This is a genomic window from Streptomyces sp. NPDC006134 (genome assembly GCF_040628835.1).
Lineage (GTDB): Bacteria > Actinomycetota > Actinomycetes > Streptomycetales > Streptomycetaceae > Streptomyces.
In genome coordinates, this window is sequence record NZ_JBEXTV010000002.1 from 25,685 (window position 1) to 41,123 (window position 15,439).

Consider the following 15,439-nt stretch of genomic DNA (forward strand, 5'->3'; position numbering starts at 1 on the left):
TGTCCGGTTCTCCGGTTCTCCGGTCCTCCGCTTCTCCGGTTCTCCGGCTTCTCCGGTCCTCCGGCTTCTCCGGTCCTCCGCTTCTCCGGTTCTCCGGCTTCTCCGCCTTTCGACGGGGAGGCGGTGCCGGGCACATCCTTTCGGCAGGGAGGCGGTGCCGGGCACATCGCTGCGGAGCAGGGTGGGGGCCGCCCGGTGGGCCAGAGGTGAGGGCACGGCGTCGCTCCCGCTCCGGGGTGCGCGGGACGCGGTCCGCGGGCTGAGGCGGGCGCCACCGCGGGGGGCCATCCGCGTGGGGCTGTCGTGCGGGGCCGCGTGGGGCTGCCGTGCGGGGCCGCGTGGGGCTGTCGTGCGGGGCCGCGTGGGGCTGTCGTGCGGGGTCGCCGTGCGGGACCGTCGTGTGTCGCCGTCGCGTGGAGCCGTCACCGGGCGGCGCGCGGGGTGGGGTGCTGCGTAGGCTCACCGCCATGAGCGATATCGGTCTGCGGGAGCGCAAGAGGCAGCGGATGTACCAGGTGCTGTCGGACATCGCCGTCCGGCTCTTCGTGGAGAAGGGCTTCGACGCGGTGTCCGTCGCCGAGGTGGCCGCCGCGGCGGAGGTCTCCAAGCCGACGCTCTTCCGGTACTTCCCGGCCAAGGAGGACCTCGTCCTGCACCGGATCGCCGATCACGAGGGGGAGGCGGCGCGGGTGGTGCGGCAGGGGCCGGCGCCCGTGGAGGCGCTGCGGCGGCACTTCCTGGACGGGCTGGCGCGGCACGATCCGGTCACCGGGCTGAACGACGATCCGGAGGTGCTGTCCTTCCACGCGCTGCTGTACGGGACGCCCGCGCTGGTCGCCCGGCTGCACACGCACCTGGAGCGCTCCGAGGCCGCGCTCGCCGAGTCGCTGGGCGGCGATCTGGACGCGCGGCTGGCCGCGGGGCAGATCATCGCCGTGCAGCGGATCCTCGCCCAGGAGAACTGGCGGCGGATCGCGGCCGGGGAGCGGGCGGCGGACGTACGGGAGGACGCGGTGGCCGCGGCGGAGCGGGCGTTCGGGCTGCTGGCGGCGGGGCTGCCGCACCTCGCCTGAGCGAGGCTCGGTAAAGAATTTAACTCGGTTACGTTATTCCGGTACGCTCGGGGGAATGACGTCACCCGACCCTGCCCTCCACCACGCCCTCGCCCGGGAACGCGCCCACCACGACCGCTGCCGCGCCGCCCTCGCCGCCATGGTCGAGGGGGCGCAGGACCAAGTCGTCACCGGCGAGGACGTCTCCGCCTCCGGCGCCGACGCCGAAGTACTCGGCTACCGCCTGCGCAGTCACGCCAAGGCGCTGCGCGAACTGCCCGAGGGGCCCTTGTTCTTCGGGCGGCTCGACTTCGCGGACGCGCGGGCGGACGGCGCGGGGGAGCACGCCGGGCAGCGCTACCACATCGGGCGGCTGCGGATCACCGAGCATCCGGCCGAACCGCCCCTGGTCGTCGACTGGCGGGCCCCCGTCTCCCGCGCCTTCTACCAGGCCACCGCCCGCGACCCGCAGGGCGTCGCCGTCCGCCGCCGCTTCGGCTGGGCCCCCGGCAGCCGGGGCGACTCCGCCGACCTGACCGGCCTGGAGGACGAGCACCTCGGCCGCGGCGAGTCCGGGGCCGGCGAGATCGTCGCCCGGGAGATCGAACGGCCCCGCGTGGGGCCCATGCGGGACATCGCCGCCACCATCCAGCCCGAACAGGACGACCTCATCCGCGGCGACCTGGCCGCCTCCGTCTGCGTGCAGGGCGCCCCCGGCACCGGCAAGACCGCCGTCGGCCTGCACCGGGCCGCCTACCTGCTCTACACCCACCCGCAGCGCATCAAGCGCGGCGGCCTGCTGATCCTCGGCCCGAACCGCACCTTCCTCTCCTACATCTCCGCCGTGCTCCCCGCCCTCGGCGAGACCGGCGTACGGCAGTCCACCCTCCAGGAGGAGATCGCCCGGCACCCCGTCACCGGCACCGACGACGAGCGGGCCGCCACCGTCAAGCACGACGCGCGGATGGCCGAGGTGCTGCGGCGGGCGCTGTACGCGCGCGTGCGGGCCGACGCCGCCGCCCCCCTCGTCGTACCGGACGGCTCCTCCCGCCGACGAGTGCCCGAGGACGAGCTCGCGCGGATCGTCGCCGGGGTGCGGGCGGAGGAACCGCCGTACGGCATCGGGCGGGAGCGGGTGCGCGGCCGGATCGTGCGGTACCTCCGGGACCAGGCCGAGCGGCGCGGCGGGCCGCGCACCACCGCCTGGGTGCGCAGGATCGAACGGGCCCGGCCGGTCACCGCCTGCCTCGACGCCGTGTGGCCCCGGGTACGGCCGGAGGAGGTCGTCGCCGGCCTGCTCGGCGACCCCGACGCGCTGGCCCGGGCCGCCGACGGGCTGCTGGACGCCGACGAGCAGAAGGCCGTGCTGTGGGCGAGGCCGCCGCGGTCGTGGAAGTCGGCCCGCTGGTCCGCCGCCGACCTGGTCCTCCTCGACGAGGCGGCCGGGCTCCTCGACCACCCCGAGGGGTACGGCCACATCGTCGTCGACGAGGCGCAGGACCTGTCCCCGATGGAGTGCCGGGCCATCGCCCGGCGGGCGTCCTACGGCTCCCTCACCGTCCTCGGCGACCTGGCCCAGGGCACCACCCCGTGGGCGGCCCGCTCCTGGGAGACGTCCCTGTGCCACCTGGGTGTGCCGGAGGCGGCCGTGACGCCGCTGACCACCGGCTTCCGGGTGCCGCGGGCGGTCGTCGGGCTCGCCAACCGGCTGCTGGACCGGCTGGACGTCGACGTCCCGCCCGCCCGCTCCCTGCGCGGCGACGGCGAGTTGGCCTTCCGCGAGACCACGCCCGACGGCGTGCCGGACGCGGTCGCCGCCGCCGTACGGGACGCGCTCACCCGGGAGGGCTCCGTCGGGGTCGTCGCCGCCGACGCGGACGTGCCCCGGGTGCGGGCGGCGCTGGACGCGGCGGGCATCGCGGCGGCGGGGCCGGAGGAACCGGGCGCCCGGGTGGCCGTGGTCCCGGCGAGCGTCGTCAAGGGCCTGGAATACGACCACGTCGTGGCCGTCGAACCGGCGGCGATCGCCGAGACGGAGGAACGGGGGCTGCACCGGCTGTACGTGGTGCTGACCCGGGCGGTGTCCCGGCTGGAGGTGGTGCACGGGCGGCCACTGCCGTTCTGATCCCCCTCCCCGTTCTGATCCCCCTCCCCGCTCTGAGCCTCTCTCCCCGCTCTGAGCCTCTCTCCCCGCTCTGAATCTTTCCCCCGGCCGCCCGGCCGCCCGCGGTGGGTCAGGGCCGGCCCAGCAGCTCCACGACCCGGCTGAACCCGTCCCCGCCGTGCCCGCGCGCGATGACCCGCCGAGCCTGGCCCTCGATCACCCGCATCACGCTCGCGTCGATGCCGTGGGCCTCGGAGGCGTGGACGATGTGCGCCATCGTCGACGCCGCCGACGTGATCGGGTTCAGCTCGCCGGAGTAGGTCCCGGCGTCGATGTCACCGGCGAACTCCGTGAACAGCGGCGGAAGGATGGCGGCGATGCCCTCGGCGAAGGGGGCCAGCTCCCGCGCGGTGACGCCCTCCGCCCGCGCCACGGCGAGGGCGTGCGCGTACCCCGCCATCGACGTCCAGAAGATGTCCAGCAGCGCGATGTCGTACGCCGCGGCCCGGCCGATGTCCTCGCCGAGGTGGGTACGGGAGCCGCCGAGCACCGCCAGCACCGGCTCGTGCTCCCGGTACAGCTCCTGCGGGCCGCTGAACAGGAACACCGCGTCGGGCGTGCCGATGGTCGGCGTCGGCGTCATGATCGCGCCGTCCAGGTAGCGGACGCCGTGCTCCGCCGCCCAGGCCGCGGTGGACCGGGCCCGCTCGGGGGTGTCGGCGCTCAGGTTCACCACCGTACGGCCCTTCAGGGCGGCGGTGACGGCGTCCTGGCGCAGGACGGCGTCGGAGGCGTCGTAGTTCACGACGCAGACGACGGTCAGGTCGCCGGCGGCCACCGCCTCCTCGGCGGAGGCGGCCGGGACGGCGCCCCGGGCGACCAGGCCGGTGTCCCGGCCGGGGGTGCGGTTCCAGACGACGGTGCGCAGCCCGGCGTCCAGGAACGCGCCCGCCAGCGCCCGGCCCATCGGGCCGAGCCCGAGGACGGTGACGGTGCCGGTGCCGGTGGTGGCGGCGGTATCGGTTGCGGTGACGGTCGCGGTGTCGGTTGCGGCGCTGGTGGAGGACGACTGGCCGGTGTGCGCGGACATGGCTCAACTCCCATAATGTGTAAGAGACTTGACGATTGGCGAGAAATGGGGCGGGGCATGGCGCATCGACGTCACGATCCGGAGGTCTGCGGGGTGACCGCCGCGATCGCCGTGATCGAGGGCAAGTGGAAGACCTCGCTGCTGTGGCTGCTGGAATCCGGCCCGCACCGCCCGGCCGAACTGCGCCGGAGACTGCCCGGCCTCACCGAGAAGGTGCTGACTCAGGCGCTGCGCGAGATGGAGGCGGACGGACTGGTGCACCGCGAGGTGTACGACGTGCTGCCGCCGAAGACGGAGTACTCCCTGACCCCCTTCGGCCGCGACCTCGCCGACGCGCTCGGCCCCCTCTCGGACTGGGGACATCGCCGCCTGGAGCGGCTGATCGAGACGCGCCCGGCGTCCTGACGCATCGGCATCTCCGTCCCCCCTCCTCTGGCGGTGGCGGCCCCGTGCCGCTCGCCCTCACCAGGTTCGGCCGACGGCCGCCCGCTGCCAAGTACGCACAAAAAAGTGGGTGTCCGGGGTGGAGGGGGGACGGGTGGAGAGGAGATGGAGGGGGAGGGGGATGGAGGCGGAGGGGGATGGAGGGGGGACGGGGCCGGAGGGGAAGGGGCGGAGAGGGAGCGGGGTGGAGTGCCGTCAGGCGGCCTTGTCGGCGAAGGGGCCGCCCGGGGCGAAGGCCAGTTCGGCGAAGCGTTCGCCGATGCGGCGGTGGGCGGCGGCGTCCGGGTGGAGCCCGTCGGGCAGCGGCAGCTCGGCGTGGTCGTCCTCGCCGTACAGCGCGAGGCCGTCCAGGTAGTGCAGGTTCGGGTCGTCGGCCGACCGCTGCCGCACGATGCGGGACAGCTCGTCGCGGATGACGGTGAGCGTCAGCTTCCCGGCGGCACGTTCGGCGGGGTCGCCGGTGGCCCGGAACCGGAGCTTCCCCTCGCTGAGCGCGCCGAAGTCGAAGGCGGTGGGGCCGGGGGTGTCCTCGTGGAGGGGGCAGTACAGGGGCGAGACGACCAGCAGGGGCGCGGTGGGGTGGCCCTCGCGGAGGGCGTCGAGGAAGCCGTGGACGGCCGGGGTGAAGGCGCGCAGCCGCATCAGGTCGGCGTTGACCAGGTTGATGCCGATTTTGACGCTGATCAGGTCGGCGGGGGTGTCCCGCATGGCGCGGGCGGTGAACGGGTCGAGCAGGGCGCTGCCGCCCAGGCCCAGGTTGATCAGTTCCGCGCCGCCGAGGGAGGCGGCCAGCGCGGGCCAGGTGGTGGTGGGGCTCGCCGCGTCGGAGCCGTGGCTGATGGAGCTGCCGTGGTGCAGCCAGACCGGGCGGCCCCGGTCCGGCACCGGCTCGACGGGGGCGTCCGTGCGCAGGGCGACGAGCTCGGTGGTCTCGTTGTGCGGCAGCCAGATCTCGACGTCCTTGACGCGGTCGGGCAGGCCGGTGAAGCGGACGGTGGCGGGCCGGCCGGTCCGGTGCTCGGTGGCCCCGGTGGCCAGGTCGACGGTGAGGGTGTGGCCCCCGGCGGCACGGGCCTGTCCGTGCGGGCGGCCGTCGACGAGCAGGTCGTACACGCCGTCCGGGCGGGGCGGGGCACCGGTGTAGACCCGCTTGGTGGGCAGGGTGTCCAGCTCCACGACGGTGGCCCGGGTACGGAAGGCCAGGCGTACGCCGGAGGGCTGGGACTCGGCCAGGGCCAGCTGCGGGTCGGCACACTGCGCGCGGGCGCGGGCAGGCAGCCGGTGGGGCAGCAGGCCGTGCTCGGTCCGCTCCACTTCGAGGGCGCCGCGCAGGAGGCCGGTGGTGAGGTCGGTGGCGGGGCCGGTGGTGAGGTCGGTGGTGTAGGGGGTGGCGAGGGGGGTGGTGATCCGGTCGTGTGGGGTGTCCATGGCTCCAGCCTGGTCTTCAGGGGGGTGGGTGGGGGGCCGGTCCGTCGGTCGCGTGTGTGGGTGGGGGGCCGGTCCGTCGGTCGCGTGTGCGGGTGGTCCGGTCCGCCGGTCGCGCGGGCAGGGGCGGTTTCACGCCCCGGGGCGGTCGGCGCCGGGAGCGGGCCAGGTGCGCAGCAGGGAGTCCAGGGCGTCCAGGATGCGGGTCCAGCTCTCCTGCGAGTCGGGGGCGCTGTGGCTGAATCCGCCGGCCGCCTCCAGGCTGACGTACCCGTGGAAGACGCTGCCCAGCAGCCGGACCGCGTGTGTCCGGTCCGGCTCCGGCAGGTCGTAGCCGCGCAGCAGGGCCTGGGTCATCCGCGCCTGCCGGACGCCCGCGCTCGCCGCCGCCGTCTCGGGGTCGAGGGGCAGCCGGGCGGCGGTGTAGCGGCCGGGGTGCTCGCGGGCGTAGTCGCGGTAGACGTTGGCGAGGGCGGTCAGGGCGTCCTTGCCGGCCCGCCCGGCCAGGGCGTCGGCGGCCCGGTCGGCGAGTTCCTCCAGGGCGAGCAGGGCGATCCTCGTCCTGAGGTCCCGGGAGTTCTCCAGGTGCGCGTACAGGCTCGCGGCCTTGACGCCGAACCGGCGGGCGAGCGCCGAGACGGTGACCTGGTCGAAGCCGACCTCGTCGGCGAGTTCCGCCGCCGCCCGGACCAGGCGCTCCGTGGTCAGTCCCGCGCGTGCCATGGCTGTCCTTTCTCCGGCCCCCGCCCGGTGTCCGTCTTCTTCCGGCGTCTGTCTTCCTTCACCCATCATGCGTTTGCCTACAGTCTTTAGGCAAACGTCCTGTCCCGGGTGAGTCCGGGCACCGCGAGCCGATGACTTTCCCCCGGAGCGCCGGTCTTCCCCGCGGACACCCGCGCCGGACGTCCGCGTCGGACGCCCGAACCGGCCCGGGTACGACGTCGGAGTACGCCCCCGCGACAGGAGACCTCCCGCATGAACGATCCGGCAGTGACGGCGGCCCGTGGCCGCAGGGCCGGGGCCTGGCCCCTGATCCGCGCCGAGCGAGCCGCGTTGGCGGCCGACCTCGCGGACGTGACCGGCGAGCAGTGGGAAACGCCGTCGCTGTGCGCCGGTTTGACGGTGCGTGAGGTGCTGGCGCACCTCACCGCGGGCGCGAGCCTCGGCGCCGTGCGCTGGATGGCGGGGGTGATCCGCTGCCGGTTCGACTTCGACCAGCAGGTGGCCATGCGGCTGGCCGAGCAGCTGGGCACGGCCCCGGCCGAGACGCTGGAGAGATTCCGGCGCGTGATTCCGAGCACGACCAAGCCTCCCCTGCCCGCCCTGGCCATGCTGGGCGAGACGATCGTGCACGGAGAAGACATCCGGCGCCCGCTGGGTATCCGCCGCGCTTACCCGATCGAGACCGTCACCCGCGTGGCCGAGTACTACCGGGGCTCGGATCTCGTGGTCGTCGCCAAGGGACGTATCGACGGGTTGCGGCTCGTCGCGGACGACGGCCCTTTCACGACCGGTTCGGGAGCCCTCGTGACCGGCCCCACCGTGGCCTTGGTGATGGCCATGACCGGACGCGCGAGCCACTGCGACGACCTCGAAGGCGACGGTGCGGAAATACTCCGCGGTCGCTGCGGGACGGGGTGACCCCGCGGCCGTCCGGGTGTCCGGGCCGGTGGCGGCCGGTGTCCCGCTCGCTCATGGGCGGCTGCCCGTCGTCCACGGCCAGGACCCTGCGCCGGAGCGGGCGGAACGGAGCCGGAGTGGGCGGGAACGGCGCCGGAGCGGGTGGCACCACGTCACGGCCGTCCCGCCGGCCGGCCCCGAAGCCCCCTGCCGGCGACGGCTTCGCCTCTTCCAGCACACCCGGACCCCTGTACGCCGCTTCGCGGACCACGGGAGCCGGGGGCTGGAACGGGACCGGAACCCTCGTCCAGGTGCCGGCGCGGCCCGGCGCGATGCTCCGTCGCCGGGCCGCGCCTCTCGACCGCTGAGGTGAGGGACTTTCGGCGAGAACCGGGTGTCACGCCGACGGGCGGGCGAGTTTGGCGGCCACGGCGTCGAGAACCCAGTCCAGGCCGGTCGTGAAGGATGTCTCGGCGTCCACGTCCGTGCCGTCGTGCACGGCCTTGGCCAGTGCCGGGAAGCGGCCCGTGGCCAGCATCCTCGTCACGTGCGGGCCGGAGGCGCGCTGCCAGTCGCGCTCGGACAGGCCTGTGGCGCGCTCGGCCCTCAGGTTCGCGATCTCGCGCCTGATCGCGCCGGTGAAGTAGGCGCTCACCGTCTCCACGGCGCGCAGGGCGGTGTCGATGTCGGCGAGTCCGTCGAGGGCGGCCAGTGTGGCCTCGGTCACGGCGAGGCCGTTCGGGCCCAGGGCGGGACGGCCGCCGAGCAGGTCGGCCAGCCATTCGTGACGGAGGGCGGCCTGCCTGGTGCGGTGGGCGAGGACGCGCAGCGCCTCCCGCCAGTCACCGGGCCGCTCCTCGGGGAGGATCTCGGCCTGGACCTCGTCCACCATGAGGTCGAACAGCTCCTGCTTGGTGGAGATGTATCCGTACAGCCGCATCGGGCCGGCGTTCAGCCGGGCGGCGACCTTGCGCAACGACACCGCCTCCAGCCCGCCCTCGTCGGCCAGCGCGATGGCGGCGGCGACGATCCGCTCCCGGTCGAGCGGCACGGGGCGGGCCGGCGGCTCCGGCCGGTCCCACACAGTCATGGCCGCATCGTACTGTTGCGATGCGCTGTATCGCGAAAATACAGTGTATCGCCATGAGACATCGCATCGCGGTGGTCGGCAGCGGCCCCGCCGGTCTTGCCTTCGCCCGCGTCCTGCACCGCCATGGTCACCCCGTCACCGTCTTCGAACGCGATCCCGCCCCCGACGCCCGCCCCCCGGGCGGCACGCTGGACCTGCACGAAGGACTGGGCCAACTCGCGCTGGACAAGGCGGGGCTGCTGGCGGAGTTCCAGGCGCTGTCCCGTCCCGAGGGGCAGGCCATGCGCATCCTGGACACGGACGGGACCGTCCTGCGCGACTGGCGGCCCCGTCCGGGCGACCGGGCCAATCCCGAGATCGACCGCGGGCAACTCCGCGACCTGCTGCTCGGCCCTCTCGACGTCCAGTGGGGGCGGGGCGTGACGCAGGTGGTGCCGGGGGGCCGGGACGGCGTACTGGTCCGGTTCGCGGACGGACGGCAGGAGACGTTCGACCTCGTGGTCGGCGCGGACGGCGCCTGGTCCCGGACCCGCCCGGCGGTCTCGCCGGTGACGCCGCACTACACCGGCGTCACCTTGGTCGAGACCTCCCTGGACGACGTCGACACCCGCCACCCCGACCTCGCCCGGCTGGTCGGCGACGGTTCCCTGGCCGTGTACGGGGTGAACCGGGCTGTCGTCGCCCAGCGCAACAGCGGCGGCCACGTCAAGGTGTACGCCCAGTTCCGCGCGCCGCTGGACTGGCACGCGGACCTGGGCCTGGAGCCGGCCGACGCCGAGGCCGCGCGAGCGGGCCTGCCGGCTCTGTTCGACGGCTGGGCCGCTCCCGTCCTCGACCTCCTCCGCCGCGGCACCGCTTTCGTCCACCGCCCCCTCTACGTCCTGCCCGTGTCCCACACCTGGGACCACGTCCCCGGGGTGACGCTCCTGGGCGACGCCGCCCATCTGATGCCCCCGCTGGGGGCGGGCGCGAACCTCGCGATGCTGGAAGGCGCCGAACTCGCCGAGGCCGTCGCCGCCGGCCCCGGAGATCTGGACGAGGCGGTCCGCGCCTTCGAGGAACGGATGTGGGCGCGGGCCGGCAGGTGGGCGGAGATCACGTCGGCCGGCCTGGAACGCCTCGTGAGCCCGGACCCCGCCCAGGCCCTCGCCCTCTTCGACCGCGTCCACCCATCCTGACAGCCCAGCGCGAGAGCACCGGCATCAGCACCAACATGCCAGCGCCAACGGCCCGCCACGGCTTTACGGGACGGTACGGCACCGCCGCGGCCCCTCCCTGCGAAGCCGCCGTCAGGCGAACGCACGGACGCCCGCGCCGAACACGGCCCTCGGCCCGGCACCGCGGAAATCCGCTCCCGCCTCGCGGGCCGGTAGCGCGGGCACCCGGCCTGGATGCCCGGACTCGGCCGGGATGCCGGGGCCGATCGCCTCGGACGAGTCAAGGTAGAGATCAGGACACATCTGCCTGCAGCCTTTCAGGCATGTGCCGGAGGGCTTCAGGAGAGCCGACACGCGGCACACTTTTGCAAGCGGGTGCTTGCAAGAGTTAGCAAGGTGGTGGCATCGTGAAGGCATGGCATCGCTCAACGTCGGCAATCTCGGTGAGTACCTGCGCGAGCAGCGGCGCAACGCGCAGCTGTCGCTGCGTCAGCTCGCCGACGCCGCCGGGGTGTCCAATCCGTACCTGAGCCAGATCGAGCGCGGGCTGCGCAAGCCGAGCGCGGAGGTGCTGCAGCAGGTCGCCAAGGCGCTGCGGATCTCCGCCGAGACGCTGTACGTGCGCGCGGGGATCCTCGACGCCGAGCGGGACCGCGACGAGGTGGAGACCACCGCCGTGATCCTCGCCGACCCCACGCTCACCGAGCGGCAGAAGCAGGTGCTGCTCCAGATCTACGAGTCCTTCCGCAAGGAGAACGGCTTCGGGGACCCTTCCGCTCCGGTGGACGCCCCGGCCGGCGCGGCGGAGGGCGGACGGGGCGGGACGGACGCCCGGGGCGAGGCCCGGGACGGCGTCGAGGGGGACGCCCGCCGCCCCCGCAGGAACGGTGGCGGCGACGCCGCCGGCCCGCAGCAGACGGCCGGGTGAGACGGACGAGGAGTCCGGCCGGACGAGCGCGGGAACCCCACACAACCCTCAAGCGAACGTGACCGGGAGGTCCAGCACCATGGCCATCACCGAAGACCTGCGCAAGACCCTCAGCGACCCCACCCCGCTCTACTTCGCCGCGGGCACCGCCGACCTGGCGTGGCAGCAGGCCAAGAAGGTGCCCGTCCTGGTGGAGCAGCTGCGGACCGAGGCCCCGGCCCGGATCGAGGCCGTCCGCAACACCGACCCGAAGGCCGTTCAGGAGAAGGCGACCGCCCGCGTCAAGGAGACGCAGTCGACCCTGCAGACCAAGGTCAACGAGTTTCTGGGCTCCCTCGACACCGACCTGAAGAAGCTCGGCGAGACCGCCCAGGACCTCGCGCTGCGCGGCGTGGGCGTCGCCGCCGAGTACGCCGTCAAGGCCCGGGAGACCTACGAGAAGGTCGCCGAGCACGGCGAGCAGGCCGTGCGGACCTGGCGCGGCCAGGCCGCCGAGGGCATCGAGGACGTCGCCGAGGGGGTGGAGGAGCTCGCCGTGGCCGTCGAGCCGAAGCCCGAGCCGGTCACGGTCGAGGAGGAGAAGCCGGCCGGTGCCGCGGCCGAGCCGGCCGCGGCGAAGAAGGCGCCCGCCAGGAAGGCCCCGGCGCGCAAGCCGGCCGCCACCGCGAAGAAGACGGCGACCCCGCCGGCCAAGTGAGCCGCGCGTAGCGCGCGCAGGCGGACGGCGCGCGGGCGGACGGCGGACGCGGCCGGCGGGCAGCAGACGGCGGACGCGGACGTTGGACGGCGGACGGCGGACGGCGGACGGCGGACGGCGGACGGCGGACGGCGGACGAACGCGGGCGTACGAGGACGGGCCGGGCACGTGCGGGGTGCCTGACCCGTTCCTCCGATAGGGGACCCGCGCTTGCGGGTACGGTGACCGCGTAATCGACGAGCCGAGTCTGGTGGTGGACGTTGTGCTGATGCAGGGCTTCGTGGGGTTCATGTGGCTGCTGAGCATGGCCCTGATCCTTTTCAGCGGCTTCGCGCTGATCGACGCCGCCACGCGCCGCGAGGACGCCTACCGGGCGGCGGACAAGCAGACCAAGCCCTTCTGGCTGATCATCCTCGGGCTCGCCTTCGTGGTGAACCTGATCTTCGACATCCTGTCGTTCCTGCCGATCATCGGTCTCATCGCGACGATCGTGTACATGGTCGACGTACGGCCCGCGCTGCGCGGCCTGCCGGGCGGAGGCCGCAGCAGCCGCCGCGGCTCCAGCAGCGACGGACCGTACGGGCCGTACAACGGCGGACGGTGAGCCGGACCCGGACCTGAGGGGCGGGGCGGACCCGGACCCGGGGCGGAGCGGGCCCGGGGGCGGACTCGGGGCGGGGCGGACCCGGACCCGGGGCGGACCCGGGTCCCGCCGGGCTCCCGCCGCCCCGGTTACGGCACGCGGTCCAGCAGCAGGACCGCCACGTCGTCGGCCAGCTCGCCGCCGTTGAGGTCGCGGACCTCGTTCACCGCGGCCTGGAGCAGCTTCTCGCCGCGCAGGCCCTCGGCGATCTGGCGGCGGACCATCTCCACCATGCCCTCCTGGCCGAGCCGCTCCCGGCCCTCGCCGACATGGCCTTCGATGAGGCCGTCGGTGTAGAGCATCAGGCTCCACTCGGCGCCCAGCTCCACCTGCATCCGCGGCCAGCGGGCGCCGGGCAGCAGCCCGAGCGCCGGGCCGTTGTTGTCGTACGGCAGCAGCCGCGCGGGCCGGCCGGGCGCGGCGATCAGCGGCGCCGGGTGACCGGCCAGGCACAGCCCGGCGCGGCGGCCGTCCGGGGCGATGTCCACCGCGCACAGCGTGGCGAAGATCTCGTCGTCCGGCCGCTCGTGCTCCAGCACCTGCTGGAGCGTGCCGAGCAGCTGGTCGCCGCACAGGCCCGCCAGGGTCAGCGCGCGCCAGGCGATGCGCAGCTCCACGCCGAGCGCCGCCTCGTCCGGGCCGTGCCCGCAGACGTCGCCGATCATGGCGTGCACGGTGCCGTCCGGGGTCCGTACGACGTCGTAGAAGTCGCCGCCGAGCAGGGCGCGCGAGCGGCCGGGGCGGTAGCGGGCGGCGAAGCGCAGCGGCGAGCCCTCCAGCAGGGGGGTCGGCAGCAGGCCCCGCTCCAGGCGGCGGTTCTCCTGGGCGCGCATCCTGCCCTCGGCGAGGCGCCGCTCGGCGGTCTCCGAACGCTTGCGCTCGACGGCGTACCGGATCGCCCGGCTCAGCAGCCGGCCGTCCAGCTCGTCGCGGAACAGGTAGTCCTGGGCTCCCACGCGCACCGCCTCCGCGCCGCGCTCGGCGTCGTTCGACGCGGTCAGGGCGAGGACGGCGTGCCGGGGCGCGAGCTCCAGCACGTGGCGCAGCACCGCCAGCTCGTCGTCGTCGCCGTCGCCCGCCCGGCCGGGGGCGGGCAGGGCGAGGTCCAGCAGGATGCAGTGGACGTCGTCGGTCAGCAGCCGCTCGGCCTCGGTGAGGTTGCGGGCGGTGCGGACGCGGATCGGCTTGCCGGCCTGGTCGAGCAGGTCGGGGACGATCGGCGAACCGGCCGGGTCGTCCTCGATCAGCAGCAGCGTCAGGTTGGTGGGAGCGCTGTGCTCTGCCGTGTTCCCGGCGTTCCTGTCGTTCCTGGGGTTCCTGTCGTTCCTGGCGTCCTTGGGGCCCTTGGCGTCGGTGGCGTTGGTGGTGTTTCCGGCGGCGTCCTGCCGGTGCGGCGCGCGTTCCCCGGAGTGCTCCGTGGACGTGCGGCCGCCCGCGGACGCTGCCTGCGCCTGACCGCTCTCCACGGCCGGGACCGCCCGGGGCCGCGGTACGGGTACGGGCATCGTCTTGGGTTCCTTCCCTCCCCCCGAGGGCATGGCGGGGCGAGGGACCTCGACCCACCGACGGGGACCATAGCGGGTGCCGGCACCGCAGCGGAATGGCGTGGAGCACGCCGCCGGGCCACCGGCCACTGTCATATGCCGCGTACCGTGGCGCAGTTGGACACGGCGACGGAGCCCGCGGGATGACGAACGTCACGCCCGGGCGGGGTGCGGCGGGGCGGTGCGCGTGGACTGGGTCACGTGGCCCAGGTCACCACCCGCGGAGGGGCGGCGAGTTGGCGCTCCGGTCCGCTCGGGTCCGGTCCGGTGGGGCCCAGGCGGGTGGGGTCCAGCCGGGTGGGGTCCGGTCCGGTCAGGCCCGCTCCGGCCTGGCCTGGCCTGGCCTGGTTCGCTCCGGCCTGGCCTGGCCCGGCCTGATTCGCTTCGGCCTGGCCTGGCCCGGCCCGCTCCGGCCCGGTCCGCCCGGCCGCTCCTCCGTCCCACCGCTCAGGTCGCGTCCGGCCGCACCACTCCCAGAATGGGCATCGACCCCGCGCCCGCGACCGTGATCGCCCGCCCCGGCCGCGGGGCGTGCACGACCTTGCCGTCGCCGACGTACATCCCGACATGGCTGGCGTCCGGGAAGTAGATGATCAGGTCCCCGGGGCGCATGTCGCCGACATCGACGTGCCGCAGCTGCTTCCACTGCTGCTGCGAGGTGCGCGGGATGGCCAGCCCGGCCGACGCCCAGGCCTGCGAGGTCAGGCCGGAGCAGTCGTACGCCCCGGGTCCTTCGGCCCCCCACTGGTAGGGCTTGCCGACCTGGGCCGTGGCGAACTCCACGGCCTTCCCGCCCTGCCCGGAGGCCTCGCCGGCGGCTCCCTTCAGGACGCCGGAGCCGAGCCAGGCGGTCTGCGCCCGCTGCGCGGCCTCCCGCTCCAGCCGCTCCAGGCGCTCCCTCTCCTCCCGCTCCAGCTCGGACTCGAGCTTCTCGGCCGCCGCGATCTGCTTCTCGATCTCCTTCTGGGCGGCCTCCTTGGCCTTGCGGTTGGCCTCCAGCCCCTTCCACCGGGCGGAGGCGTCCGCGGCGTAGGTCTTCAGGTCCTGCTGGGCGCGGTTCGTCTCCGCGATCAGGCCCTTGGTGGCCCGCTGGCCCTGGAGCACCCGGCCCGTGCCGTCGAGGAACTGCCGCGGGTCGTCGCTCAGCACCAGTTTCGCCTCGTCCGGCAGCCCGCCGGTGCGGTACTGGGCGCGGGCCGCGGCTCCCGCGCGGTTCTTGAGCCGGTTCAGTTCCTCCTGGCCCTCGGCGATCTTCCGGGCCAGCTCCGCGAGTTCGGCGGACTGCCGCCGCGCCTCCTCCTCGGCCGCGTTGTACTCGTCCGTGGCCACCGCCGCCGCGCGGTAGAGCTTGTCGAGCTTGTCGCGTACGGCTTCCAGGTCCTTGTCGGGTGCGGTGGCGGCCGGCGACGGGGTGGCGGCCGGTGGAGGCGTGGGACCGGGGTCCGCGAACGCCGTGCCCGGTGCGGCCAGCACGGTCACCGCGCAGACCACGGTCACGGCCGCTGCGATCAGGCCACGCTTGCCCGTACCCATAGCTCGCCCCCAGCTGATTAACCGTCAGTAACATCGGTCGCCTGAGGGATGGTGCCATGCCGGGGCGGAAAGCGACAGAGGTAGTGCTTCCTCCCTCCCGTCACCCGGCGCG

Annotated in this window: 14 protein-coding genes; 8 read left to right on the forward strand and 6 right to left on the reverse strand. The window is 74.5% G+C overall.

Annotation, left to right across the window (positions count from 1 at the left end; genetic code table 11):
- Nucleotides 1-467: 467 nt before the first annotated feature.
- Nucleotides 468-1,073 (forward strand): TetR family transcriptional regulator, encoded by a 606-nt coding sequence (locus tag ABZ340_RS01415; protein ID WP_358779678.1) that lies wholly within the window; start codon nucleotides 468-470, stop codon nucleotides 1,071-1,073.
- A gap of 55 nt (nucleotides 1,074-1,128) precedes the next feature.
- Nucleotides 1,129-3,177: an AAA family ATPase gene (locus ABZ340_RS01420; protein ID WP_358779679.1), complete on the forward strand. Its 2,049-nt coding sequence runs from the start codon at nucleotides 1,129-1,131 to the stop codon at nucleotides 3,175-3,177.
- Between the two features lie 109 nt (nucleotides 3,178-3,286).
- Here ABZ340_RS01420 and ABZ340_RS01425 read toward each other — a convergent pair whose 3' ends face one another.
- On the reverse strand, nucleotides 3,287-4,246 hold the full coding sequence (locus ABZ340_RS01425; protein ID WP_358779680.1) for an NAD(P)-binding domain-containing protein: 960 nt from the start codon (nucleotides 4,244-4,246) through the stop codon (nucleotides 3,287-3,289).
- 57 nt (nucleotides 4,247-4,303) lie between these two features.
- On the opposite strand from ABZ340_RS01425, the gene ABZ340_RS01430 reads away from it, so the two are divergent.
- The gene (locus tag ABZ340_RS01430) at nucleotides 4,304-4,651 is read left to right on the forward strand and encodes a helix-turn-helix domain-containing protein (protein WP_358779681.1); all 348 of its coding nucleotides are present in this window, start codon (nucleotides 4,304-4,306) and stop codon (nucleotides 4,649-4,651) included.
- Between the two features lie 234 nt (nucleotides 4,652-4,885).
- On the opposite strand, the gene ABZ340_RS01435 is transcribed toward ABZ340_RS01430, so the two are convergent.
- Nucleotides 4,886-6,118, reverse strand: coding sequence for a GDSL-type esterase/lipase family protein (locus ABZ340_RS01435; RefSeq protein ID WP_358779682.1), 1,233 nt, complete (start codon nucleotides 6,116-6,118; stop codon nucleotides 4,886-4,888).
- A gap of 129 nt (nucleotides 6,119-6,247) precedes the next feature.
- A complete protein-coding gene (locus ABZ340_RS01440; protein WP_358779683.1) occupies nucleotides 6,248-6,838 on the reverse strand; it encodes a WHG domain-containing protein in 591 nt (196 codons plus the stop codon).
- 252 nt (nucleotides 6,839-7,090) lie between these two features.
- On the opposite strand from ABZ340_RS01440, the gene ABZ340_RS01445 reads away from it, so the two are divergent.
- The gene (locus tag ABZ340_RS01445; protein WP_358779684.1) at nucleotides 7,091-7,756 is read left to right on the forward strand and encodes a maleylpyruvate isomerase family mycothiol-dependent enzyme; all 666 of its coding nucleotides are present in this window, start codon (nucleotides 7,091-7,093) and stop codon (nucleotides 7,754-7,756) included.
- A gap of 376 nt (nucleotides 7,757-8,132) precedes the next feature.
- On the opposite strand, the gene ABZ340_RS01450 is transcribed toward ABZ340_RS01445, so the two are convergent.
- Nucleotides 8,133-8,825 carry a TetR/AcrR family transcriptional regulator gene (locus ABZ340_RS01450; RefSeq protein WP_358779685.1) on the reverse strand — a complete coding sequence of 231 codons (693 nt, stop codon included), beginning with the start codon at nucleotides 8,823-8,825 and terminating at the stop codon, nucleotides 8,133-8,135.
- Between the two features lie 53 nt (nucleotides 8,826-8,878).
- Between ABZ340_RS01450 and ABZ340_RS01455 the strand changes: the two genes are divergently transcribed.
- The 4 genes from ABZ340_RS01455 (at nucleotide 8,879) to ABZ340_RS01470 (ending at nucleotide 12,211) form a co-directional block, all read left to right on the forward strand.
- On the forward strand, nucleotides 8,879-10,003 hold the full coding sequence (locus tag ABZ340_RS01455) for an NAD(P)/FAD-dependent oxidoreductase (protein ID WP_358779686.1): 1,125 nt from the start codon (nucleotides 8,879-8,881) through the stop codon (nucleotides 10,001-10,003).
- A gap of 394 nt (nucleotides 10,004-10,397) precedes the next feature.
- On the forward strand, nucleotides 10,398-10,910 hold the full coding sequence (locus tag ABZ340_RS01460) for a helix-turn-helix transcriptional regulator (protein ID WP_358779687.1): 513 nt from the start codon (nucleotides 10,398-10,400) through the stop codon (nucleotides 10,908-10,910).
- A gap of 79 nt (nucleotides 10,911-10,989) precedes the next feature.
- Entirely contained in the window at nucleotides 10,990-11,607 is a 618-nt protein-coding gene (locus ABZ340_RS01465; protein WP_358779688.1) for a hypothetical protein, read from the forward strand.
- A 268-nt stretch (nucleotides 11,608-11,875) separates the two neighbouring features.
- Nucleotides 11,876-12,211: a DUF2516 family protein gene (locus tag ABZ340_RS01470; protein WP_358779890.1), complete on the forward strand. Its 336-nt coding sequence runs from the start codon at nucleotides 11,876-11,878 to the stop codon at nucleotides 12,209-12,211.
- Between the two features lie 128 nt (nucleotides 12,212-12,339).
- On the opposite strand, the gene ABZ340_RS01475 is transcribed toward ABZ340_RS01470, so the two are convergent.
- Nucleotides 12,340-13,755, reverse strand: coding sequence for a fused response regulator/phosphatase (locus tag ABZ340_RS01475; RefSeq protein ID WP_358779689.1), 1,416 nt, complete (start codon nucleotides 13,753-13,755; stop codon nucleotides 12,340-12,342).
- Between the two features lie 486 nt (nucleotides 13,756-14,241).
- Nucleotides 14,242-15,327: an NlpC/P60 family protein gene (locus ABZ340_RS01480; RefSeq protein ID WP_358779690.1), complete on the reverse strand. Its 1,086-nt coding sequence runs from the start codon at nucleotides 15,325-15,327 to the stop codon at nucleotides 14,242-14,244.
- Nucleotides 15,328-15,439 lie beyond the last annotated feature (112 nt).

Coding starts and splice junctions, on each gene's coding strand:
- ABZ340_RS01415 (WP_358779678.1), top strand. CDS start 468: ATGAGCGATATCGGTCTGCGGGAGCGCAAGAGGCAGCGGATGTACCAG.
- ABZ340_RS01420 (WP_358779679.1), top strand. CDS start 1,129: ATGACGTCACCCGACCCTGCCCTCCACCACGCCCTCGCCCGGGAACGC.
- ABZ340_RS01425 (WP_358779680.1), bottom strand. CDS start 4,246: ATGTCCGCGCACACCGGCCAGTCGTCCTCCACCAGCGCCGCAACCGAC.
- ABZ340_RS01430 (WP_358779681.1), top strand. CDS start 4,304: ATGGCGCATCGACGTCACGATCCGGAGGTCTGCGGGGTGACCGCCGCG.
- ABZ340_RS01435 (WP_358779682.1), bottom strand. CDS start 6,118: ATGGACACCCCACACGACCGGATCACCACCCCCCTCGCCACCCCCTAC.
- ABZ340_RS01440 (WP_358779683.1), bottom strand. CDS start 6,838: ATGGCACGCGCGGGACTGACCACGGAGCGCCTGGTCCGGGCGGCGGCG.
- ABZ340_RS01445 (WP_358779684.1), top strand. CDS start 7,091: ATGAACGATCCGGCAGTGACGGCGGCCCGTGGCCGCAGGGCCGGGGCC.
- ABZ340_RS01450 (WP_358779685.1), bottom strand. CDS start 8,825: ATGACTGTGTGGGACCGGCCGGAGCCGCCGGCCCGCCCCGTGCCGCTC.
- ABZ340_RS01455 (WP_358779686.1), top strand. CDS start 8,879: ATGAGACATCGCATCGCGGTGGTCGGCAGCGGCCCCGCCGGTCTTGCC.
- ABZ340_RS01460 (WP_358779687.1), top strand. CDS start 10,398: ATGGCATCGCTCAACGTCGGCAATCTCGGTGAGTACCTGCGCGAGCAG.
- ABZ340_RS01465 (WP_358779688.1), top strand. CDS start 10,990: ATGGCCATCACCGAAGACCTGCGCAAGACCCTCAGCGACCCCACCCCG.
- ABZ340_RS01470 (WP_358779890.1), top strand. CDS start 11,876: ATGCAGGGCTTCGTGGGGTTCATGTGGCTGCTGAGCATGGCCCTGATC.
- ABZ340_RS01475 (WP_358779689.1), bottom strand. CDS start 13,755: ATGCCCGTACCCGTACCGCGGCCCCGGGCGGTCCCGGCCGTGGAGAGC.
- ABZ340_RS01480 (WP_358779690.1), bottom strand. CDS start 15,327: ATGGGTACGGGCAAGCGTGGCCTGATCGCAGCGGCCGTGACCGTGGTC.